This is a genomic window from Ruegeria sp. HKCCD7251 (genome assembly GCF_013031165.1).
Classification (GTDB): domain Bacteria; phylum Pseudomonadota; class Alphaproteobacteria; order Rhodobacterales; family Rhodobacteraceae; genus Ruegeria.
Window position 1 is genome coordinate 1,202,785 of the sequence record NZ_WPZC01000001.1, and the last position, 13,963, is coordinate 1,216,747.

A 13,963-nucleotide genomic window follows, 5' to 3' on the forward strand; every position below is an offset into this window, starting at 1 on the left:
AAAAAACGAAAACTCGACCGGCAATTTGGCGCGCCCGTTTCGAAATACAGGCCGCATGCCGCCCACGTTCCCGTCAATCGAGGCAATAATCGGCCCGTACCCCCTTGACCTGCCGCGATCCAATGTCATGAACAGAGCCATGAGTACCGCACGTTTGACGATCAACCTTCATGCGCTGGCCAGCAACTGGCAGGCGCTCGACGCGAAAACCAATGTCGAGACCGGCGCCGTGGTCAAGGCCGACGCTTATGGCCTTGGGGCCGAGCCCGTTTCGGCAACGCTGGCCGAAGAAGGCGTGCGCAAGTTCTTTGTGGCGGCCGCGGAAGAAGGGGCCGCCGTCCGTCAGGCCGTCGGGCCTATGCCAATGATCGGCGTGTTCTCGGGCCATATGGAAGGCGACACAGATCTGTTGCGCGACCATGACCTGACACCTTTAATCAATTCACCCGAGCAGTTCCTACGCCATGTCGAGGCCCTGCCCGATCAGGCTTTCGGGGTTCAACTGGACAGCGGCATGAACCGTCTGGGCCTAGAGCCTGCGGACTGGGCGGAACTGCGCCCCAGGATCGAACCGCTGAAACCGCTTGTTGTGATGTCGCATTTGGCGTGCTCGGACGAACCTGACCACCCCATGAACCAACAGCAGTTGCGAACCTTCCGCGAGATGACCGATGGAATTTCCGCGCCGCGTTCACTGGCGGCCACTGGGGGAACGCTGCTTGGCCCCGAATTCCATTTCGACTTTTGCCGCCCAGGGATCGGTTTGTACGGTGGAATGCCGTTCGCTGACGCAAAACCGGTGGTGACCGTAGACTTGCCTGTCATTCAGGTCCGCCAACTGGCGGTCGGAGAAACGGTTGGCTATGGCAACAGTTGGACGGCCCGGCGGCCGTCGCGCATTGCAACTGTCGCGGCGGGATACGCGGATGGGTTGCACAGGGCAATTGGCGGCGGGATCGACGCGTTCGCCGGTGGTCAGCCCTGCCCAGTCGTTGGACGCATTTCGATGGACCTGATTACCGTCGATGTCACCGATTTGCCCAATGACCCCGAGCGTATGCGTATCCTGAACGGTCACCAGACTGTCGATGATCTGGCCGAGGCCGCTGGCACCATTGGATATGAAATCCTCACATCGCTAGGCGCGCGATATTCCCGAGGCTACGTGGAATGAGTGCGCTGGACATGCTGGGCGGTCTTGGTCGCGCAGTGCTGACCCTGCTTGCGACCTTTGGCAAGGTGGCCTTGTTTTCCATTGACGCCATCTCACACATCTTCAGGCCGCCTTATTACCCACGCGAATTTGCCGTTGCGCTGATGAATATCGGATGGCTGTCTTTGCCCGTTGTCGGATTGACCGCCATCTTTACCGGCGGTGCGCTAGCGCTGCAAATCTATGCAGGCGGTGCGCGTTTCAACGCCGAGGCCGTGGTACCGCAGATCGTTGCCATTGGCATGGTGCGCGAGCTTGGTCCGGTTCTGGTCGGCCTGATGATCGCCGCCCGTGTTACCTCGTCCATCGCGGCTGAGATTGCGACCATGAAGGTGACCGAACAGATCGACGCGTTGGTGACACTGTCGACCCACCCGATGAAATACCTAACAGCGCCCCGCGTTCTGGCCGCGCTAATTACCGTGCCCCTGCTGGTAGGCATCGGGGATATCATCGGCATCGCCGGAGGGTATGTCGTCGCGACCGAGAATCTGGGCTTCAACGCAGCGACCTATCTGCAAAACACGGTCAATTTCCTTGAAACACGCGACATTGTCTCGTCGCTGGTCAAAGGGGCGGCTTTTGGCCTGATCGCGGCGATCATGGGCTGCTACTACGGCATGAATTCGGGACGCGGCGCGCAAGGCGTCGGTCGGGCGACCAAGTCCTCGGTCGAGTCTGCTGCAATCATGATTCTGGCCGCAAACTTCATTCTGACAGGGGTGTTCTTCTCGGTATGATCAGGATGGAAAATGTACACAAAGCCTTTGGCTCCAATCAGGTTCTGCGCGGCATGAGCCTTGATATCCCCAAGGGCACCTCGATGGTCATCATCGGCGGGTCGGGCACCGGAAAGTCCGTTGCGCTGAAATGTATTCTTGGCCTGATCAAACCCGACAGTGGCATGATCTATGTTGACGGCAAAGACGCCACCAAGGGCGACCGGGATGCGTTTCTGGCGCGGTTCGGGATGTTGTTTCAAGGGGCGGCGTTGTTTGACTCGCTCCCCGTCTGGCAAAACGTGGCCTTCCGCCTGCTGCGCGGCCCGTTAAAACGCCCCCCGGAATATGCGCGCGAGATTGCAATCGAGAAACTTCGCCGGGTCGGTCTGAAATCCGACGTGGCCGATCGGTTCCCATCTGAACTGTCGGGCGGGATGCAGAAGCGCGTGGGCCTCGCCCGCGCCATCGCCGCCGAGCCGGAGATCATTTTCTTCGACGAGCCCACCACCGGCCTTGACCCGATCATGTCTGGCGTCATCAACGACCTGATCCGCGAAATCGTGACCGAGATGGGCGCGACGGCCATGACCATCACCCACGACATGAGTTCCGTCCGCGCGATTGCCGACAACGTCGCCATGCTTCACGGAGGCGTCATCCAATGGACAGGCCCGGTTGGGCAGATGGATTCGTCGGGCGATCCTTACGTGGAACAGTTTATCAGTGGGAGTGCCGAGGGGCCAATTGAGGCGGTGCGATAAAAGCTTCACTATGCGAGGCAATGTGACAACCACGTAAGTTACAAAGATGTTTTTCTTAATTGCTGTAGTATTATTTTTACCAATAACAGCCGCCTGGATCTCTATCTCGCTTGGTCAGAAAATCAAAGCGACCACCGACTACAAGAAAGTCGGTCTAGTCTTGATTTGGACCCCCATGCTTTGCAGCGCTTGGATAACACTTTCAATAATTGCACTCCTTAACACTTCTAGTTTCCCTGAAAGCGTTCAGGAGTCGATGTTAAAAGGAGAATGGCTGGAAACCGTGGTGGTTGCGCCGGTCATTCTTTGCGCCGTTGCAACAATTGGTGCCGCGATTTTCGCAATCACTAAACGTCTCTACCCGGTTCATGCCGCTGTGACCGTTATTTTTTGTATTCCGGTTATGCGGATGTTTTTTAAATATTCTGCAGAGGTATTTGGATAATTCATAGCTCATCCATCTTGTTTGCGCTTGTGGAACACTAAGTCGAAATTCCACTTGGAATTCTGACATCTTTGACCAATCTAAGCATATGCTCCGCCTCGCCACCCTCTCGCTCCTGATCCTCTACCCCATCGCATGGTTTGCCCCACTGATGCGCGCCGGTCTGCTGCCCATTTTCGGCCTGTCGGAAATCAGCGTCATCACCGGCCTCCAATCCCTGTGGAAATCCGATATCTTCCTTGCACTGGTTGTCACCGTCTTTGCCCTCTTCGCGCCCTATATCAAGACGATTGGCACGGCTCTGGTGCAGTGGGACCTGCTGGACGCCCGCGTTCAACCCGCGCTCAATATCATGGGGAAACTGGCGATGGCTGACATCTTTCTGATCGCGCTGTACATCACGCTGGCCAAAGGCATCTCCTACGCCACTATCGAAACCGCATGGGGATTGTACTTGTTTACAGCCTGCATTCTGGCCTCAATCGCGCTGGGATACATTACGGAAATGACATCCAGTTCACGAAAACCTCAGACCTAATTGATTGAAAACCTTCATCTGGGTATCATCTTAATATTTCGAGCAGCAACAATTAGTAGTTCCAGGTCCGCAGCGGATCAATCTGCGTGTGTTAATTGCATCCCACTCTGGCCTGGTTTGTACCGGTTTGAGAAGGAGTTCGTCTATCATGACCGCCCTCCATAATATGACTTTGCAATTTCAGAATGCGTTTTTAAGACTTACTTTTTTGCTGATTTGTGCTGCGGCACTGTTCTCTGTTTCAACGACAATACTTTCTGCTTTCGGCGTGCTGCCATGGTTGTCCATGCAAGCCGGTTTCGGCACGGGAACCTATGTTGATGCGGGTATGTTCATACAGATAGGACTGACAGCACTGATTCTCATGCTGGCGTTCTATCTGCCGGCAAATGCGCGAATGATGGCGCTGGAAAACGCCCATCGGAAGTTCTCGCTGAACATGCAGGACATCTCTTACGCGTACCAGTTGGCGCATGCGGCTGATCGTGGGGATACCTTTCTACTGTCCTCGGAATTCGATGCGGTCAAGGAACGGATGGCGTTTCTGCGCCACCATCCAGACCTGCAATTGCTTGAGCCGGAAATCCTGGAACTGGCCGCACAGATGAGTCAGATCAGTCACGAGCTGGCTGAAACCTATGGCGATGCCAAAGTTTCCCGCGCGCGTATGTTCCTGCAACAGCGACAGGAAGAGATCGAACAATTCCAGCAGCGGATCGGCGACGCCCAGACCATTCAGCAGGAACTGCGACAGTGGACACGCGATATCGAGATCGAAGAATCCATTGCCAAGTCTCAGCTTGCTCGGCTGCGCGATGAGTTGTTCGAACTTCTGCCAGAGCTGTCAGCCCAGTTACAGACGCCGGCCGAAGATCGTGAAACTTCGGCATCCAGCGTAATTGCAATGTCACCACCACGCGCGGCGGAATAGGCGCGTCAGCGCCTGCTGTCGACGATGACCCGTCGGGTCTGAGGACGCAGCCCGCCACCGTCGGAGAGGAAAGCCCATAAGGGCTTGAAGAACCGACCGTCCTCGGGCACCAAGGACGGCATGGTGAAGACGACTTCTTTTTCTTGTTCGGCCTGTGGTGCTACCCATTCCCGTTGGTCCGGGCGATGCGACAGTTGCGGCGAATGGAACACGATTGCGCAGGATGTACCCCTTTCGGCTGGCCCTGCAAAAAAATCCCTCGGCGGCAAACGTGGCCAGCCCATCGCACTCACGGACCTGTCGACCGAGGAAACTCCCCCGCCCCGCACGCTGTGCGGGGTTGATGAACTGGACCGTGTTCTGGGTGGTGGCCTTGTTCCGGCCTCGGCCTTGCTGGTGGGCGGTGACCCCGGAATCGGCAAGTCCACTCTGCTGCTGCAGGCTGCCGCCCGGTTCTCGCGTGCTGGCGTCAAGACCATTTATGTGTCCGGCGAAGAAGCCAGCGCGCAGGTGCGGATGCGCGCGCGTCGCCTTGGGCTAGAAGACGCACCAGTGCAACTGGCGGCGGAAACCAACCTGCGCAACATCCTGACCACGCTTGAGGCGGAAAAGCCCGGCCTTGCCATTATCGACTCGATTCAGACCATGTGGGCCGACAATGTCGACAGCGCCCCCGGCTCGGTTTCACAAGTAAGGGCCGCTGCGCATGAATTGACCACGTTTGCGAAACGACACGGGATTTCGATCATCATGGTCGGCCATGTCACGAAAGAGGGTCAAATCGCAGGCCCCCGGGTCGTCGAGCATATGGTCGATACAGTGCTGTATTTTGAGGGCGAACGCGGTCATCAGTTCCGTATCCTGCGCGCAGTCAAGAACCGTTTCGGCCCTGCAGATGAGATCGGCGTGTTTGAAATGACGGGCAAAGGTCTGGCTCAGGTCACGAACCCTTCGGCCCTGTTCCTGTCCGAGCGTGGCGCGCCCAGCCCCGGTTCGGCAGTATTCGCGGGGATCGAAGGTACGCGCCCTGTTTTGGTTGAATTACAAGCACTTGTCGCACCTTCCCCACACTCTCAGCCCCGCCGAACGGTCGTGGGTTGGGACAGCGGGCGACTGGCCATGATCCTGGCCGTGCTAGAGGCACGGTGCGGTGTGCCCTTCACCGGGCTTGACGTTTACCTCAACGTGGCCGGTGGCCTGAAAGTCAGCGAACCCGCTGCCGACCTTGCGGTTGCAGCGGCATTGCTCAGCGCACGCGAAGACACGGCCCTGCCCGCAGACACGGTCGTCTTCGGGGAAATCTCGTTATCCGGGGCACTTAGGCCAGCCTCTCAAACTGAAAATAGGTTGAAAGAAGCCCAGAAACTTGGTTTCACATCAGCCATAGCTCCGGCAGGTGGCAAAACTGGGAGTGTGGCAGGTCTGACACTCACCCGACCCTCTGATTTGGTGGGGTTTGTTGGCGAAACCTTCGGAGCAGGTTAAGGTAACGCCTTGAGAGGCTGAAAAAAATACAGGCGAGGGCCATGGAAGGTTTTACAATTATTGACGGGGTGGTTGCCCTGATCGTCGTGGTGTCGGGCCTATTGGCCTATTCCCGCGGCCTTTTGAGAGAGATTCTGGCGATTGCGGGTTGGGTCGCAGCCGCCGTGCTTGCCTTTATTTTCGCACCCCAAGCTGTGCCGCTGATCAAAGAGATTCCCGTCGTTGGTGATTTCCTGCGCGACAGTTGCGAATTGTCGGTGATAACCGGGTTCGCAGCCGTATTTGCAGTGGCCTTGATCGTGGTCAGCATATTTGCACCCCTGTTTTCCTCGGTCGTGCAACGCTCGGCGCTGGGTGGACTGGATCAGGCGCTTGGGTTCTTTTTCGGTATCGCGCGCGGCATCTTATTGGTCGCCATCGCGTTCTTCGTCTACGACACGGTCATGACCGGCCAGTCCTATACCATCGTGGACGAAAGCCGTTCGGCGAAAGTTTTCGAACAATTCGGGGAAAAGATCGAAGAGCAAAACCCCGAGGCCGCTTTGGGTTGGGTCACCCAGCAATACGAAGAACTGGTCGCAAGCTGCACAGAGGGGTCAGCCCCCACCGAAAGCTCTACTCCGACCGAAGAAACGACGACACCAACAACGAACGAATAACAAAAAAGCCCGGCTCAGACCGGGCTTTTTCTTTGGCCGTGAGACTTTGCTTCAGGTAAAGCCTTCACCCGCGCACACCGTACAGCGGACGTTCTTCAGGCCGAAACAGCCGGTACAGTTGCTGTAGATAGGTTTTCCATAGACATCGCGGCTTTTGACGACCTCGCCCGCCCCATTGCAAATCGGGCACGGAGCACGGCCCATTCCACGACAACGATGGCATCGCCGCTTGGACGGCTCTTCCTTTTTTTGTCCTTGTTTGTGCTGCCACATTTTTCAAAACCCTGCCCGATATTTTTCTATATCAGACAATCATTCTTGCGGAATTGACAGCATAAGCCGCACCGAACGTCACCTTTTGATGCTCATTGTGACAAAATCCACCTGCGTCAAATCGCAAATGTGATCCTTTGATGACACCGGCACCGTAAGGCATTATGTGAGAGCCGAACTGACATGGAATCGGAGCCACCGATCTTGCTGTATCTGTTTTTCTTCGCGCCAACCCTTCGTGACGCAGGCGCGTCTGCCCCTAAGTTTAGACGGGCAGTACAAAGCATAGATACTCCCATGCGCCCGTTCCAAACCGCGTCGCACGTCAAAACGTCATAGAAATTGGAGCCCGTACATGTGTGGGATTTTGGGGATCGCAAGCAGAACGCATGATGTGTTTGCGGAAATCTATGACGGGCTGCTGATGTTGCAGCACCGGGGTCAGGATGCCTCGGGGATCGTCACCTATACCGGAGAGTTCTTTCGCGAGAAAAAGGCCAACGGTTTGGTCAAGGACGTGTTCAACGCCAAGGACGCGGAAACCCTGCTGGGCAAGGTCGGGATTGGCCACGTCCGCTATCCGACCGCCGGGTCGCTCAGCGCGTCTGAGGCGCAGCCATTCTTCGTGAACGCCCCCTACGGCATCTATCTGGTCCACAACGGCAACATCACCAATACCGCCCAACAGCGTGCAAAGGTAACGGGCAAGTACAGCCGCCACCTGCGCACGACATCAGATTCCGAGATTTTGCTGAACGTTTTGGCCGACAAAGTGGCCGATGCGATCAAAGTCAACGGCAATGCCGATCCGATCCGCAACATCTTCGCCGGTGTGAAGATGACGATGGAACGTGTTCAGGGTGCCTATTCCGTCATTTGCCTGATCGCTGGGGTCGGCATGTTGGCGTTTCGTGACCCGCATGGCATCCGCCCGCTGTCCGTTGCGATCCGCGAGGAAGGCGGCAAAGGAGATGACTATGCCTTTGCCTCGGAAGATGTTGCTTTTGGGATCAACGGGTTCAGCAAATTGCGTGACCTGCGTCCGGGCGAAGCGATCCTAATCGACCTTGACGGAAACAAACACGAGTTCCAGGCCGTCGAAGGCAAGCTGACACCCTGTATCTTTGAATATGTGTATCTTGCACGTCCGGATTCGTTGCTGGATGGCGTATCCGTTTACAAGACCCAGATGCGCATGGGGCAGACTCTGGCCAAACAAATTCAGGATTCAGGGCTTGAGATCGACCGGATCATCCCGGTTCCCGACAGCGCCCGCCCCGTCGCACTTGAGGCTGCCAAGATTACTGGTATTCCCTATCGCGAAGGTTTGGTGAAGAACCGCTATGTCGGGCGTACCTTTATCATGCCCGGTCAGGAAGAGCGTCAGAAATCCGTGCGCCGCAAGCTGAATGCGGTTCCGCTGGAGTTCGATGGGCATAACGTGCTGCTGATCGACGATTCCATCGTGCGCGGCAACACGATCAAAAAGATCGTCCAAATGTGCCGTGAGGCCGGTGCAAAAAAGGTCTATATCGCCAGCGCCTCGCCTCCGGTGAAGTACCCCAACGTCTATGGGATCGACATGCCCACCAAGCATGAATTGATCGCCAACGGTAAAGAGATCGAGGAAATTCGGCAGGAGTTGGGTGCAGACGCTTTGTTCTATCAGCACCTCGACGACCTGATCTGGGCGGCCAAGGAAGGCAACCCCGAGATCGAGGCCTTTGACTGTTCATGCTTTGACGGCAAGTACATCACCGGCAGCGTCAGCGAAGACTATTTAGACACGCTGGAAAACAGCACTCGGGTCAGCAAAAAGCGCGAGGACATGCAGATACCGGGCGGGTCGTGGAACGCGGCCAAGCTAGCCTCTGGCTAAGAGCTACATCGCGAATCAGTTGTGACAATGGCCCGCGTTGCTTAGGCGATCGGGCCATTTTTCATGCCCGGAGAGGGAACGATTGGTTGATTTCCGCGCACAACCCTCTGGCGAAGGAGGCGCATTCGCAATGGGTTCGCTGGGTCGGTATGGTATGTGGCGGAACGGCCTGCCAACCGCACCTTTTGTTCCGGCCGCGCCTTTGATAGCCCCCCTGTCACCAACCACTCAACACAAGGGGCTGGGGCCATGCGCCCCGGCCGCAGTTCATGTCAAACGCCACCGTCAAAAGCGCTGCCACGCAGAAGGGCGCGTTAAAAAAGAACTCAGTTTCCTTACTTGGAATTTTTGGCTCCAAAACCGATATGCGTGCTTTGGTGCGCTTGTCATCGGGCCGCGTGAAAGAGGTCAAACCGGGTAGCCGCATTGCCTCGGGCACCGTGGTCGCCATTGATGACGACGGAGTGATGCTGCGACAAAGCGGCCAAACCAAGCGGATCGCCATCCCCGGCAGCTAATCCTGTCTTGACGCTTTGCGCACAGGGGTCCAAACCGCATCCATGACCGATCAGACCAAAATCGCCCTTATCACCGGGGCCTCGCGCGGCCTGGGTGCTGCTTTGGCCGAGGCCCTCGCGCCGGAGTATCACATTGTTGCCGTCGCCCGCACGACCGGCGGGTTGGAAGAACTGGACGACGGCATTCAGGCCAAAGGTGGCTCAGCGACGCTGGCCCCCATGGATATCGCCGATCCAAACGCAATGGCCACCCTGTGCCGCAGCATCCATGACCGTTGGGGCAAGGTGGATTTGTGGGCGCATACTGCTATCCACACCTCGGCGCTGACGCCCGTTCATTTTGTAGATCCCAAAGAGTGGGCAAAGGCCGCAAGCATCAACGCGACGGCAACGTCCGTTCTTATCCCATACGTGGCCCCTTTGTTGGGTGAAACCGGACATGCCGTGTTTTTCGACGATCCAAAGGCGGGCCAAAAATTCTATGGTATTTATGGTGCGACCAAAGCAGCCCAGATCGCGTTGGCGCGGAGTTGGGCGGCAGAGACCGAACGCACCGGTCCGCGCGTTTCGATCATTGAGCCTGCGCCTATGCCAACGGCTGTACGCGCCAGGTTCCACCCCGGTGAGGATCGCGCCGCGCTAACACCCGCGACAGACGAAGCCGCGCGGATATTGGCCCTGCTCTAGGAATGGCCCTTTCGGGCCATGCCTCCGGCGGGGATATTTTTAGCCAGATGAAGCGGGCGGATCAGCCTATTTGGGTGCCGCTGCGCCCAGCCAGATCGACGAAGAATTGCCACGCGACGCGGCCCGAGCGCGCGCCACGGGTGGCCTGCCATTCGATCGCTTCGGCGCGCAGAGTGTCAGCGTCGACCGTGACTCCGTAGGCGGCGCAATAGCGATCGATCATCGCAAGGTATTCATCTTGATCGCAGGGGTGGAAGCCCAACCACAACCCGAAGCGATCGGACAGCGAGACCTTTTCCTCGACCGCCTCGGACGGGTTGATGGCGCTGGAGCGTTCGTTTTCGATCATGTCCCTTGGCATCAGGTGGCGGCGGTTCGAAGTAGCATAGAAAACAACGTTTTCCGGGCGGCCTTCGATGCCGCCATCCAACACGGCCTTGAGCGATTTGTAATGCTGGTCATCATGGCTGAACGAGAGATCGTCACAGAACAGGATGAACCGGTACGGCGCGGCGCGCAAATGGTTCAGCAGGCGCGCGACCGAGCCCATATCCTCGCGCTGGAGTTCCACCAGTTTCAGGTTGGGGTGGTCCGATTGCAAGGTGCCGTGGACCGCTTTGACAAGGCTGGATTTTCCCATCCCGCGCGCACCCCACAAAAGCGCGTTGTTGGCTTTGAAACCGGATGCAAAGCGGCGGGTATTATCCAGCAACGTGTCTCGGGACCGGTTGATCCCAACCAGTAGGTCCAGATCAACCCGGTTGACCTTGGTCACCGGCTCAAGCCGGTCGGGGTCCACGTGCCAGACAAATGCCGGGGCCGCATTGAAATCAGGTGCGGCCAAGGGTGCAGGGGCCATCCGTTCCAGAGCGTCAGCAATGCGGTTCAGGGCTTGGTTGTCCATCGGGGCCTCCGGTCTTGTCGTAGCGGTTTCAAACCATGTTCCGGCTTGCGCAACAAGGTCCAGAAAAGAAAAAGGCGCGCCTAGCGGTGGCGCGCCCGATTTTCAGTTCAAAGAGCGGTTATTTACCGTCTTCGTCGCGAATAATCTCGGCATCCGCCTCTTCTTCATCATCATCGTAATAGCCATCGGCGCGCAGCTGTTCCTCGCGCTTTTTCTCGACGCGGGCGACGAGGAAGATCGAGATTTCATACAGCCCGTAGACCACCACAAACAAAATGACCTGAGTGATCACGTCCGGTGGAGTCACCAGCGCGGCCAGCACCAGAATGGCGACCACGGCGTATTTGCGGACTGATCCCAGGCCTTCGGCCGTCACCAGCCCCGCCTTCCCCATCAGGGTCAGCAGAACCGGCAGTTGAAAGCACAGGCCAAAGGCCACGATGAACTTGATCGTCAGGTTCAGGTATTCCTGCGCCGAGCCCTGGAAGACCACGCTCAGCGGGGCGGCAGTTGCACCTTCGGTCACCACCTCACCTTCGGCCCCGAATTGCTGGAACCCAAGGAAGAAGTCATAGGCCAACGGCGTAACGACGTAGAAGGCAAAACTTGCACCCAGCAGGAACATGAAGGGCGAGGCCAGCATGAACGGCAGGAACGCGTTCTTTTCGGATTTATACAACCCCGGAGCAACGAACCGCCACATCTGCATCCCGATATAGGGGAACGCCAGAATGAACCCGCCAAGCAGCGAGACCTTGATGGCCACAAAGAAACCTTCCTGCGGCGAAATGAAGATTAGTCCGCAATCCTGCCCGCGTTCGGCCAGAACATCGCATAACGGGCGCGTCAGGAAGTTAAAAAGCGGCGTGGCCACCGTAAAACAGATGATCATGCCAATCAGAAACGCTACGACGCAGTGAATAAGCCGCGTGCGAAGCTCCGCCAGATGCTCGATCAATGGGGCCGAGCTGTCCTCGATCTCGTCGGTCTTGGTCATGTCTTGCTTTCGGTATTCAGCGCGGCCTCGGCTTCTTCCGCTTTGGCCAAAGCTTCAGCAGCTTCCTTGGCCTTGCGTTCGGCAGCCGCGCGCGCGGTCGAGGCCTGAATCTTTTTCGCCTGCTCTGCCCGTTCAGCCGCCAGTTTGCCGGTTTCGCTGTCGGGGTCGAACTTGGTCGGATCCATGCTCTTGGCCATTTCCTGTGCGGCTTCTTTCACGCCGTCCATGGCTGTGCCAACCGGATTGGTCGCCGCGTTCAGCCCCTTTTTGATTTCATTGACACCAGCCTGATCTGCGGCCTCGTTCATCGCACTGCTGAATTCGCGCGCCATACCACGTGCCTTGCCGACCCAACGGCCAACATTGCGGAACAGCACAGGCAGGTCCTTTGGCCCCACAACGATCAGGGCCACGATGCCAATGACCAGAAGCTCGGTCCAGCCCAGATCAAACATCTGGTCTTATGCCTTATCTTTGTCAGTCTCGGGCGTGACGTCCTTTGCGAGCTCGGACGCGTCCTGCTCCAACTCATCCGCGCCTTCTTTGACGCCCTTTTTGAACGAAGTGATACCCTTGCCCACTTCACCCATGAGCGAGCTGATCTTGCCACGGCCAAACAGCACTAGCACCACAACCGCAATCAGCAGAAGACCGGGAAGGCCGATATTGTTGAGCATGTCATATCTCCTTGTACATCGACGCACTGCGCCGGGAATGTGATCTGAGTTCGTGTCTACGCCCGGATCCCCGATTGCAAAAGTCAGGGCTTGCAATTTGTGCAGTAAATTTGATCGCCCTACCCTTTTTTTGAGGCTCGCTTTTTGCAACTGACAGGTTTATGTCAGTTGTAGTTGGCTAGGTAGAGGACATCGAAACCTGGTCAACGGAGACTCAAATGACCCATGTTGCAGAAATCGTCACCTTCAGCCTCGCCAATAGCACCACGCCGGAAGAGTTTGTGAAACTTAGCCGGGCCTCCGAAGGCTTTGTCCGGTCTGCTCCCGGCTTCACCCATCGACACTTAAGCCAGGGCGAAGATGGCCGCTGGACCGACTATGTGGTCTGGACGGATATGAAAGCGGCCAAAGACGCCGCCGCGCAATTCCCGCAGCAGGACTTTTGCGCGGATCTGATGGCTGCGATCGATCCGGAAAGCATCCAGATGCGCCATGAGAATGTGCTATGGAACATGACCGCCTGATCGCGGTCGAAACGGTGTGTCATGCGCCGCACTGACCGCCTGTTCGACATCATCCAGATTCTGCGCGACGGTAAACTGCACCGCGCGCAGGACATTGCGGACCGGCTTGAGGTGTCGGTTCGCACGATCTACCGCGACATGGATACTCTCGTCGCCTCGGGCGTCCCGGTCGAGGGGGAGCGCGGCGTAGGCTACATGGTGCGCGAACAAATCACCCTGCCCCCCCTGAACCTGACCCCAGCCGAGCTAGAAGCGCTGAACCTCGGCATGGCGATCGTGGCCGAAGCCGCCGACCCGGATCTGAAAGCCGCCGCCGAAACTCTCGCCGACAAGATCGACGCGGTGCTACCGGCACAGGTCGTGGCCGAGGCCGACGCCTGGAAATTCGCCGTTTATCCCTTTGCCGATGCCGCGCGCGGGCTGGCGCATATGGCGCCAATCCGATCCGCCATCAAGTCGCGCCAAAAGCTCCTCCTGTCCTACCGCCGCATCGACGGCGTATTGACAGAACGCACGATCCGCCCACTGCATATGGAATACTGGGGCCGCGTCTGGACCCTGACGGCATGGTGCGAATTGCGCGCAGGCTTCCGTGTCTTCCGCGTAGACCTGATCGAATCCGTGCACCCCTTGCCAGAAATCTTTGCCGACGAGCCCGGCAAAAGACTAAGCGACTTCGACCCCGAAGCGTGATCCGCGCTTCATCTGGCTAAAAATATCCCCACCGGAGGTATGGCCCGATCAGGGCCA

17 protein-coding genes are annotated in these 13,963 nt (G+C 57.5%); 13 read left to right on the forward strand and 4 right to left on the reverse strand.

The features are described 5' to 3' along the window. Positions 1-139: 139 nt before the first annotated feature. The 11 genes from alr (at position 140) to GOX75_RS05915 (ending at position 10,111) form a co-directional block, all read left to right on the forward strand. Complete coding sequence (alr, locus tag GOX75_RS05865) at positions 140-1,174, forward strand: alanine racemase (protein ID WP_171121611.1); 1,035 nt, start codon at positions 140-142, stop codon at positions 1,172-1,174. Next, on the forward strand, positions 1,171-1,953 hold the full coding sequence (locus GOX75_RS05870; RefSeq protein WP_171121612.1) for an ABC transporter permease: 783 nt from the start codon (positions 1,171-1,173) through the stop codon (positions 1,951-1,953). Before alr ends, GOX75_RS05870 begins: the two co-directional genes overlap by 4 nt. Then, complete coding sequence (locus tag GOX75_RS05875; protein WP_171121613.1) at positions 1,950-2,696, forward strand: ABC transporter ATP-binding protein; 747 nt, start codon at positions 1,950-1,952, stop codon at positions 2,694-2,696. The genes GOX75_RS05870 and GOX75_RS05875 overlap by 4 nt, the downstream gene beginning before the upstream one ends. Positions 2,697-2,742: 46 nt before the next feature. Continuing rightward, entirely contained in the window at positions 2,743-3,141 is a 399-nt protein-coding gene (locus tag GOX75_RS05880) for a hypothetical protein (RefSeq protein WP_171121614.1), read from the forward strand. Positions 3,142-3,229: 88 nt separating this feature from the next. Next, positions 3,230-3,679, forward strand: coding sequence for a paraquat-inducible protein A (locus GOX75_RS05885; protein ID WP_171121615.1), 450 nt, complete (start codon positions 3,230-3,232; stop codon positions 3,677-3,679). A 286-nt stretch (positions 3,680-3,965) separates the two neighbouring features. Continuing rightward, entirely contained in the window at positions 3,966-4,610 is a 645-nt protein-coding gene (locus GOX75_RS05890; protein WP_254428769.1) for a DNA repair protein, read from the forward strand. Positions 4,611-4,730: 120 nt separating this feature from the next. Further along, positions 4,731-6,095 carry a DNA repair protein RadA gene (gene radA, locus GOX75_RS05895; RefSeq protein WP_171121718.1) on the forward strand — a complete coding sequence of 455 codons (1,365 nt, stop codon included), beginning with the start codon at positions 4,731-4,733 and terminating at the stop codon, positions 6,093-6,095. 41 nt (positions 6,096-6,136) lie between these two features. Then, a complete protein-coding gene (locus GOX75_RS05900) occupies positions 6,137-6,754 on the forward strand; it encodes a CvpA family protein (RefSeq protein ID WP_171121617.1) in 618 nt (205 codons plus the stop codon). Between the two features lie 628 nt (positions 6,755-7,382). After that, positions 7,383-8,906, forward strand: a complete 1,524-nt coding sequence (purF, locus tag GOX75_RS05905; RefSeq protein ID WP_171121618.1) for an amidophosphoribosyltransferase — start codon at positions 7,383-7,385, stop codon at positions 8,904-8,906. 269 nt (positions 8,907-9,175) lie between these two features. Next, a complete protein-coding gene (locus tag GOX75_RS05910; RefSeq protein WP_171121619.1) occupies positions 9,176-9,424 on the forward strand; it encodes a hypothetical protein in 249 nt (82 codons plus the stop codon). A gap of 42 nt (positions 9,425-9,466) precedes the next feature. Then, positions 9,467-10,111, forward strand: coding sequence for an SDR family oxidoreductase (locus GOX75_RS05915; protein WP_171121620.1), 645 nt, complete (start codon positions 9,467-9,469; stop codon positions 10,109-10,111). Positions 10,112-10,172: 61 nt separating this feature from the next. Here the strand turns inward: GOX75_RS05915 and GOX75_RS05920 are convergent, their stop codons facing one another. From GOX75_RS05920 to GOX75_RS05935, 4 genes are all read right to left on the reverse strand, one after another. Then, a complete protein-coding gene (locus GOX75_RS05920; RefSeq protein ID WP_171121621.1) occupies positions 10,173-11,015 on the reverse strand; it encodes an ATP-binding protein in 843 nt (280 codons plus the stop codon). Between the two features lie 118 nt (positions 11,016-11,133). Continuing rightward, positions 11,134-12,012, reverse strand: a complete 879-nt coding sequence (gene tatC / locus GOX75_RS05925; RefSeq protein WP_171121622.1) for a twin-arginine translocase subunit TatC — start codon at positions 12,010-12,012, stop codon at positions 11,134-11,136. Next, positions 12,009-12,467 carry a Sec-independent protein translocase protein TatB gene (tatB, locus tag GOX75_RS05930; RefSeq protein WP_171121623.1) on the reverse strand — a complete coding sequence of 153 codons (459 nt, stop codon included), beginning with the start codon at positions 12,465-12,467 and terminating at the stop codon, positions 12,009-12,011. Before tatB ends, tatC begins: the two co-directional genes overlap by 4 nt. Before the next feature lie 6 nt (positions 12,468-12,473). Continuing rightward, positions 12,474-12,689, reverse strand: coding sequence for a twin-arginine translocase TatA/TatE family subunit (locus GOX75_RS05935; protein WP_039531114.1), 216 nt, complete (start codon positions 12,687-12,689; stop codon positions 12,474-12,476). 218 nt (positions 12,690-12,907) lie between these two features. Between GOX75_RS05935 and GOX75_RS05940 the strand changes: the two genes are divergently transcribed. Both GOX75_RS05940 and GOX75_RS05945 read left to right on the forward strand, forming a co-directional pair. Beyond that, positions 12,908-13,213 (forward strand): hypothetical protein, encoded by a 306-nt coding sequence (locus GOX75_RS05940; protein ID WP_171121624.1) that lies wholly within the window; start codon positions 12,908-12,910, stop codon positions 13,211-13,213. A 21-nt stretch (positions 13,214-13,234) separates the two neighbouring features. Further along, positions 13,235-13,906: a YafY family protein gene (locus GOX75_RS05945; protein WP_171121625.1), complete on the forward strand. Its 672-nt coding sequence runs from the start codon at positions 13,235-13,237 to the stop codon at positions 13,904-13,906. The last annotated feature ends 57 nt before the right edge of the window (positions 13,907-13,963 follow it).

What these genes read in the sequence shown, in the direction of transcription:
- alr (WP_171121611.1), top strand. Translation starts at nt 140, where the DNA reads ATGAGTACCGCACGTTTGACGATCAACCTTCATGCGCTGGCCAGCAAC.
- GOX75_RS05870 (WP_171121612.1), top strand. Translation starts at nt 1,171, where the DNA reads ATGAGTGCGCTGGACATGCTGGGCGGTCTTGGTCGCGCAGTGCTGACC.
- GOX75_RS05875 (WP_171121613.1), top strand. Translation starts at nt 1,950, where the DNA reads ATGATCAGGATGGAAAATGTACACAAAGCCTTTGGCTCCAATCAGGTT.
- radA (WP_171121718.1), top strand. Translation starts at nt 4,731, where the DNA reads ATGGTGAAGACGACTTCTTTTTCTTGTTCGGCCTGTGGTGCTACCCAT.
- GOX75_RS05890 (WP_254428769.1), top strand. Translation starts at nt 3,966, where the DNA reads ATGCAAGCCGGTTTCGGCACGGGAACCTATGTTGATGCGGGTATGTTC.
- GOX75_RS05915 (WP_171121620.1), top strand. Translation starts at nt 9,467, where the DNA reads ATGACCGATCAGACCAAAATCGCCCTTATCACCGGGGCCTCGCGCGGC.
- GOX75_RS05935 (WP_039531114.1), bottom strand. Translation starts at nt 12,689, where the DNA reads ATGCTCAACAATATCGGCCTTCCCGGTCTTCTGCTGATTGCGGTTGTG.
- GOX75_RS05880 (WP_171121614.1), top strand. Translation starts at nt 2,743, where the DNA reads ATGTTTTTCTTAATTGCTGTAGTATTATTTTTACCAATAACAGCCGCC.
- GOX75_RS05920 (WP_171121621.1), bottom strand. Translation starts at nt 11,015, where the DNA reads ATGGACAACCAAGCCCTGAACCGCATTGCTGACGCTCTGGAACGGATG.
- GOX75_RS05885 (WP_171121615.1), top strand. Translation starts at nt 3,230, where the DNA reads ATGCTCCGCCTCGCCACCCTCTCGCTCCTGATCCTCTACCCCATCGCA.
- GOX75_RS05945 (WP_171121625.1), top strand. Translation starts at nt 13,235, where the DNA reads ATGCGCCGCACTGACCGCCTGTTCGACATCATCCAGATTCTGCGCGAC.
- purF (WP_171121618.1), top strand. Translation starts at nt 7,383, where the DNA reads ATGTGTGGGATTTTGGGGATCGCAAGCAGAACGCATGATGTGTTTGCG.
- GOX75_RS05910 (WP_171121619.1), top strand. Translation starts at nt 9,176, where the DNA reads ATGTCAAACGCCACCGTCAAAAGCGCTGCCACGCAGAAGGGCGCGTTA.
- tatC (WP_171121622.1), bottom strand. Translation starts at nt 12,012, where the DNA reads ATGACCAAGACCGACGAGATCGAGGACAGCTCGGCCCCATTGATCGAG.
- GOX75_RS05900 (WP_171121617.1), top strand. Translation starts at nt 6,137, where the DNA reads ATGGAAGGTTTTACAATTATTGACGGGGTGGTTGCCCTGATCGTCGTG.
- tatB (WP_171121623.1), bottom strand. Translation starts at nt 12,467, where the DNA reads ATGTTTGATCTGGGCTGGACCGAGCTTCTGGTCATTGGCATCGTGGCC.
- GOX75_RS05940 (WP_171121624.1), top strand. Translation starts at nt 12,908, where the DNA reads ATGACCCATGTTGCAGAAATCGTCACCTTCAGCCTCGCCAATAGCACC.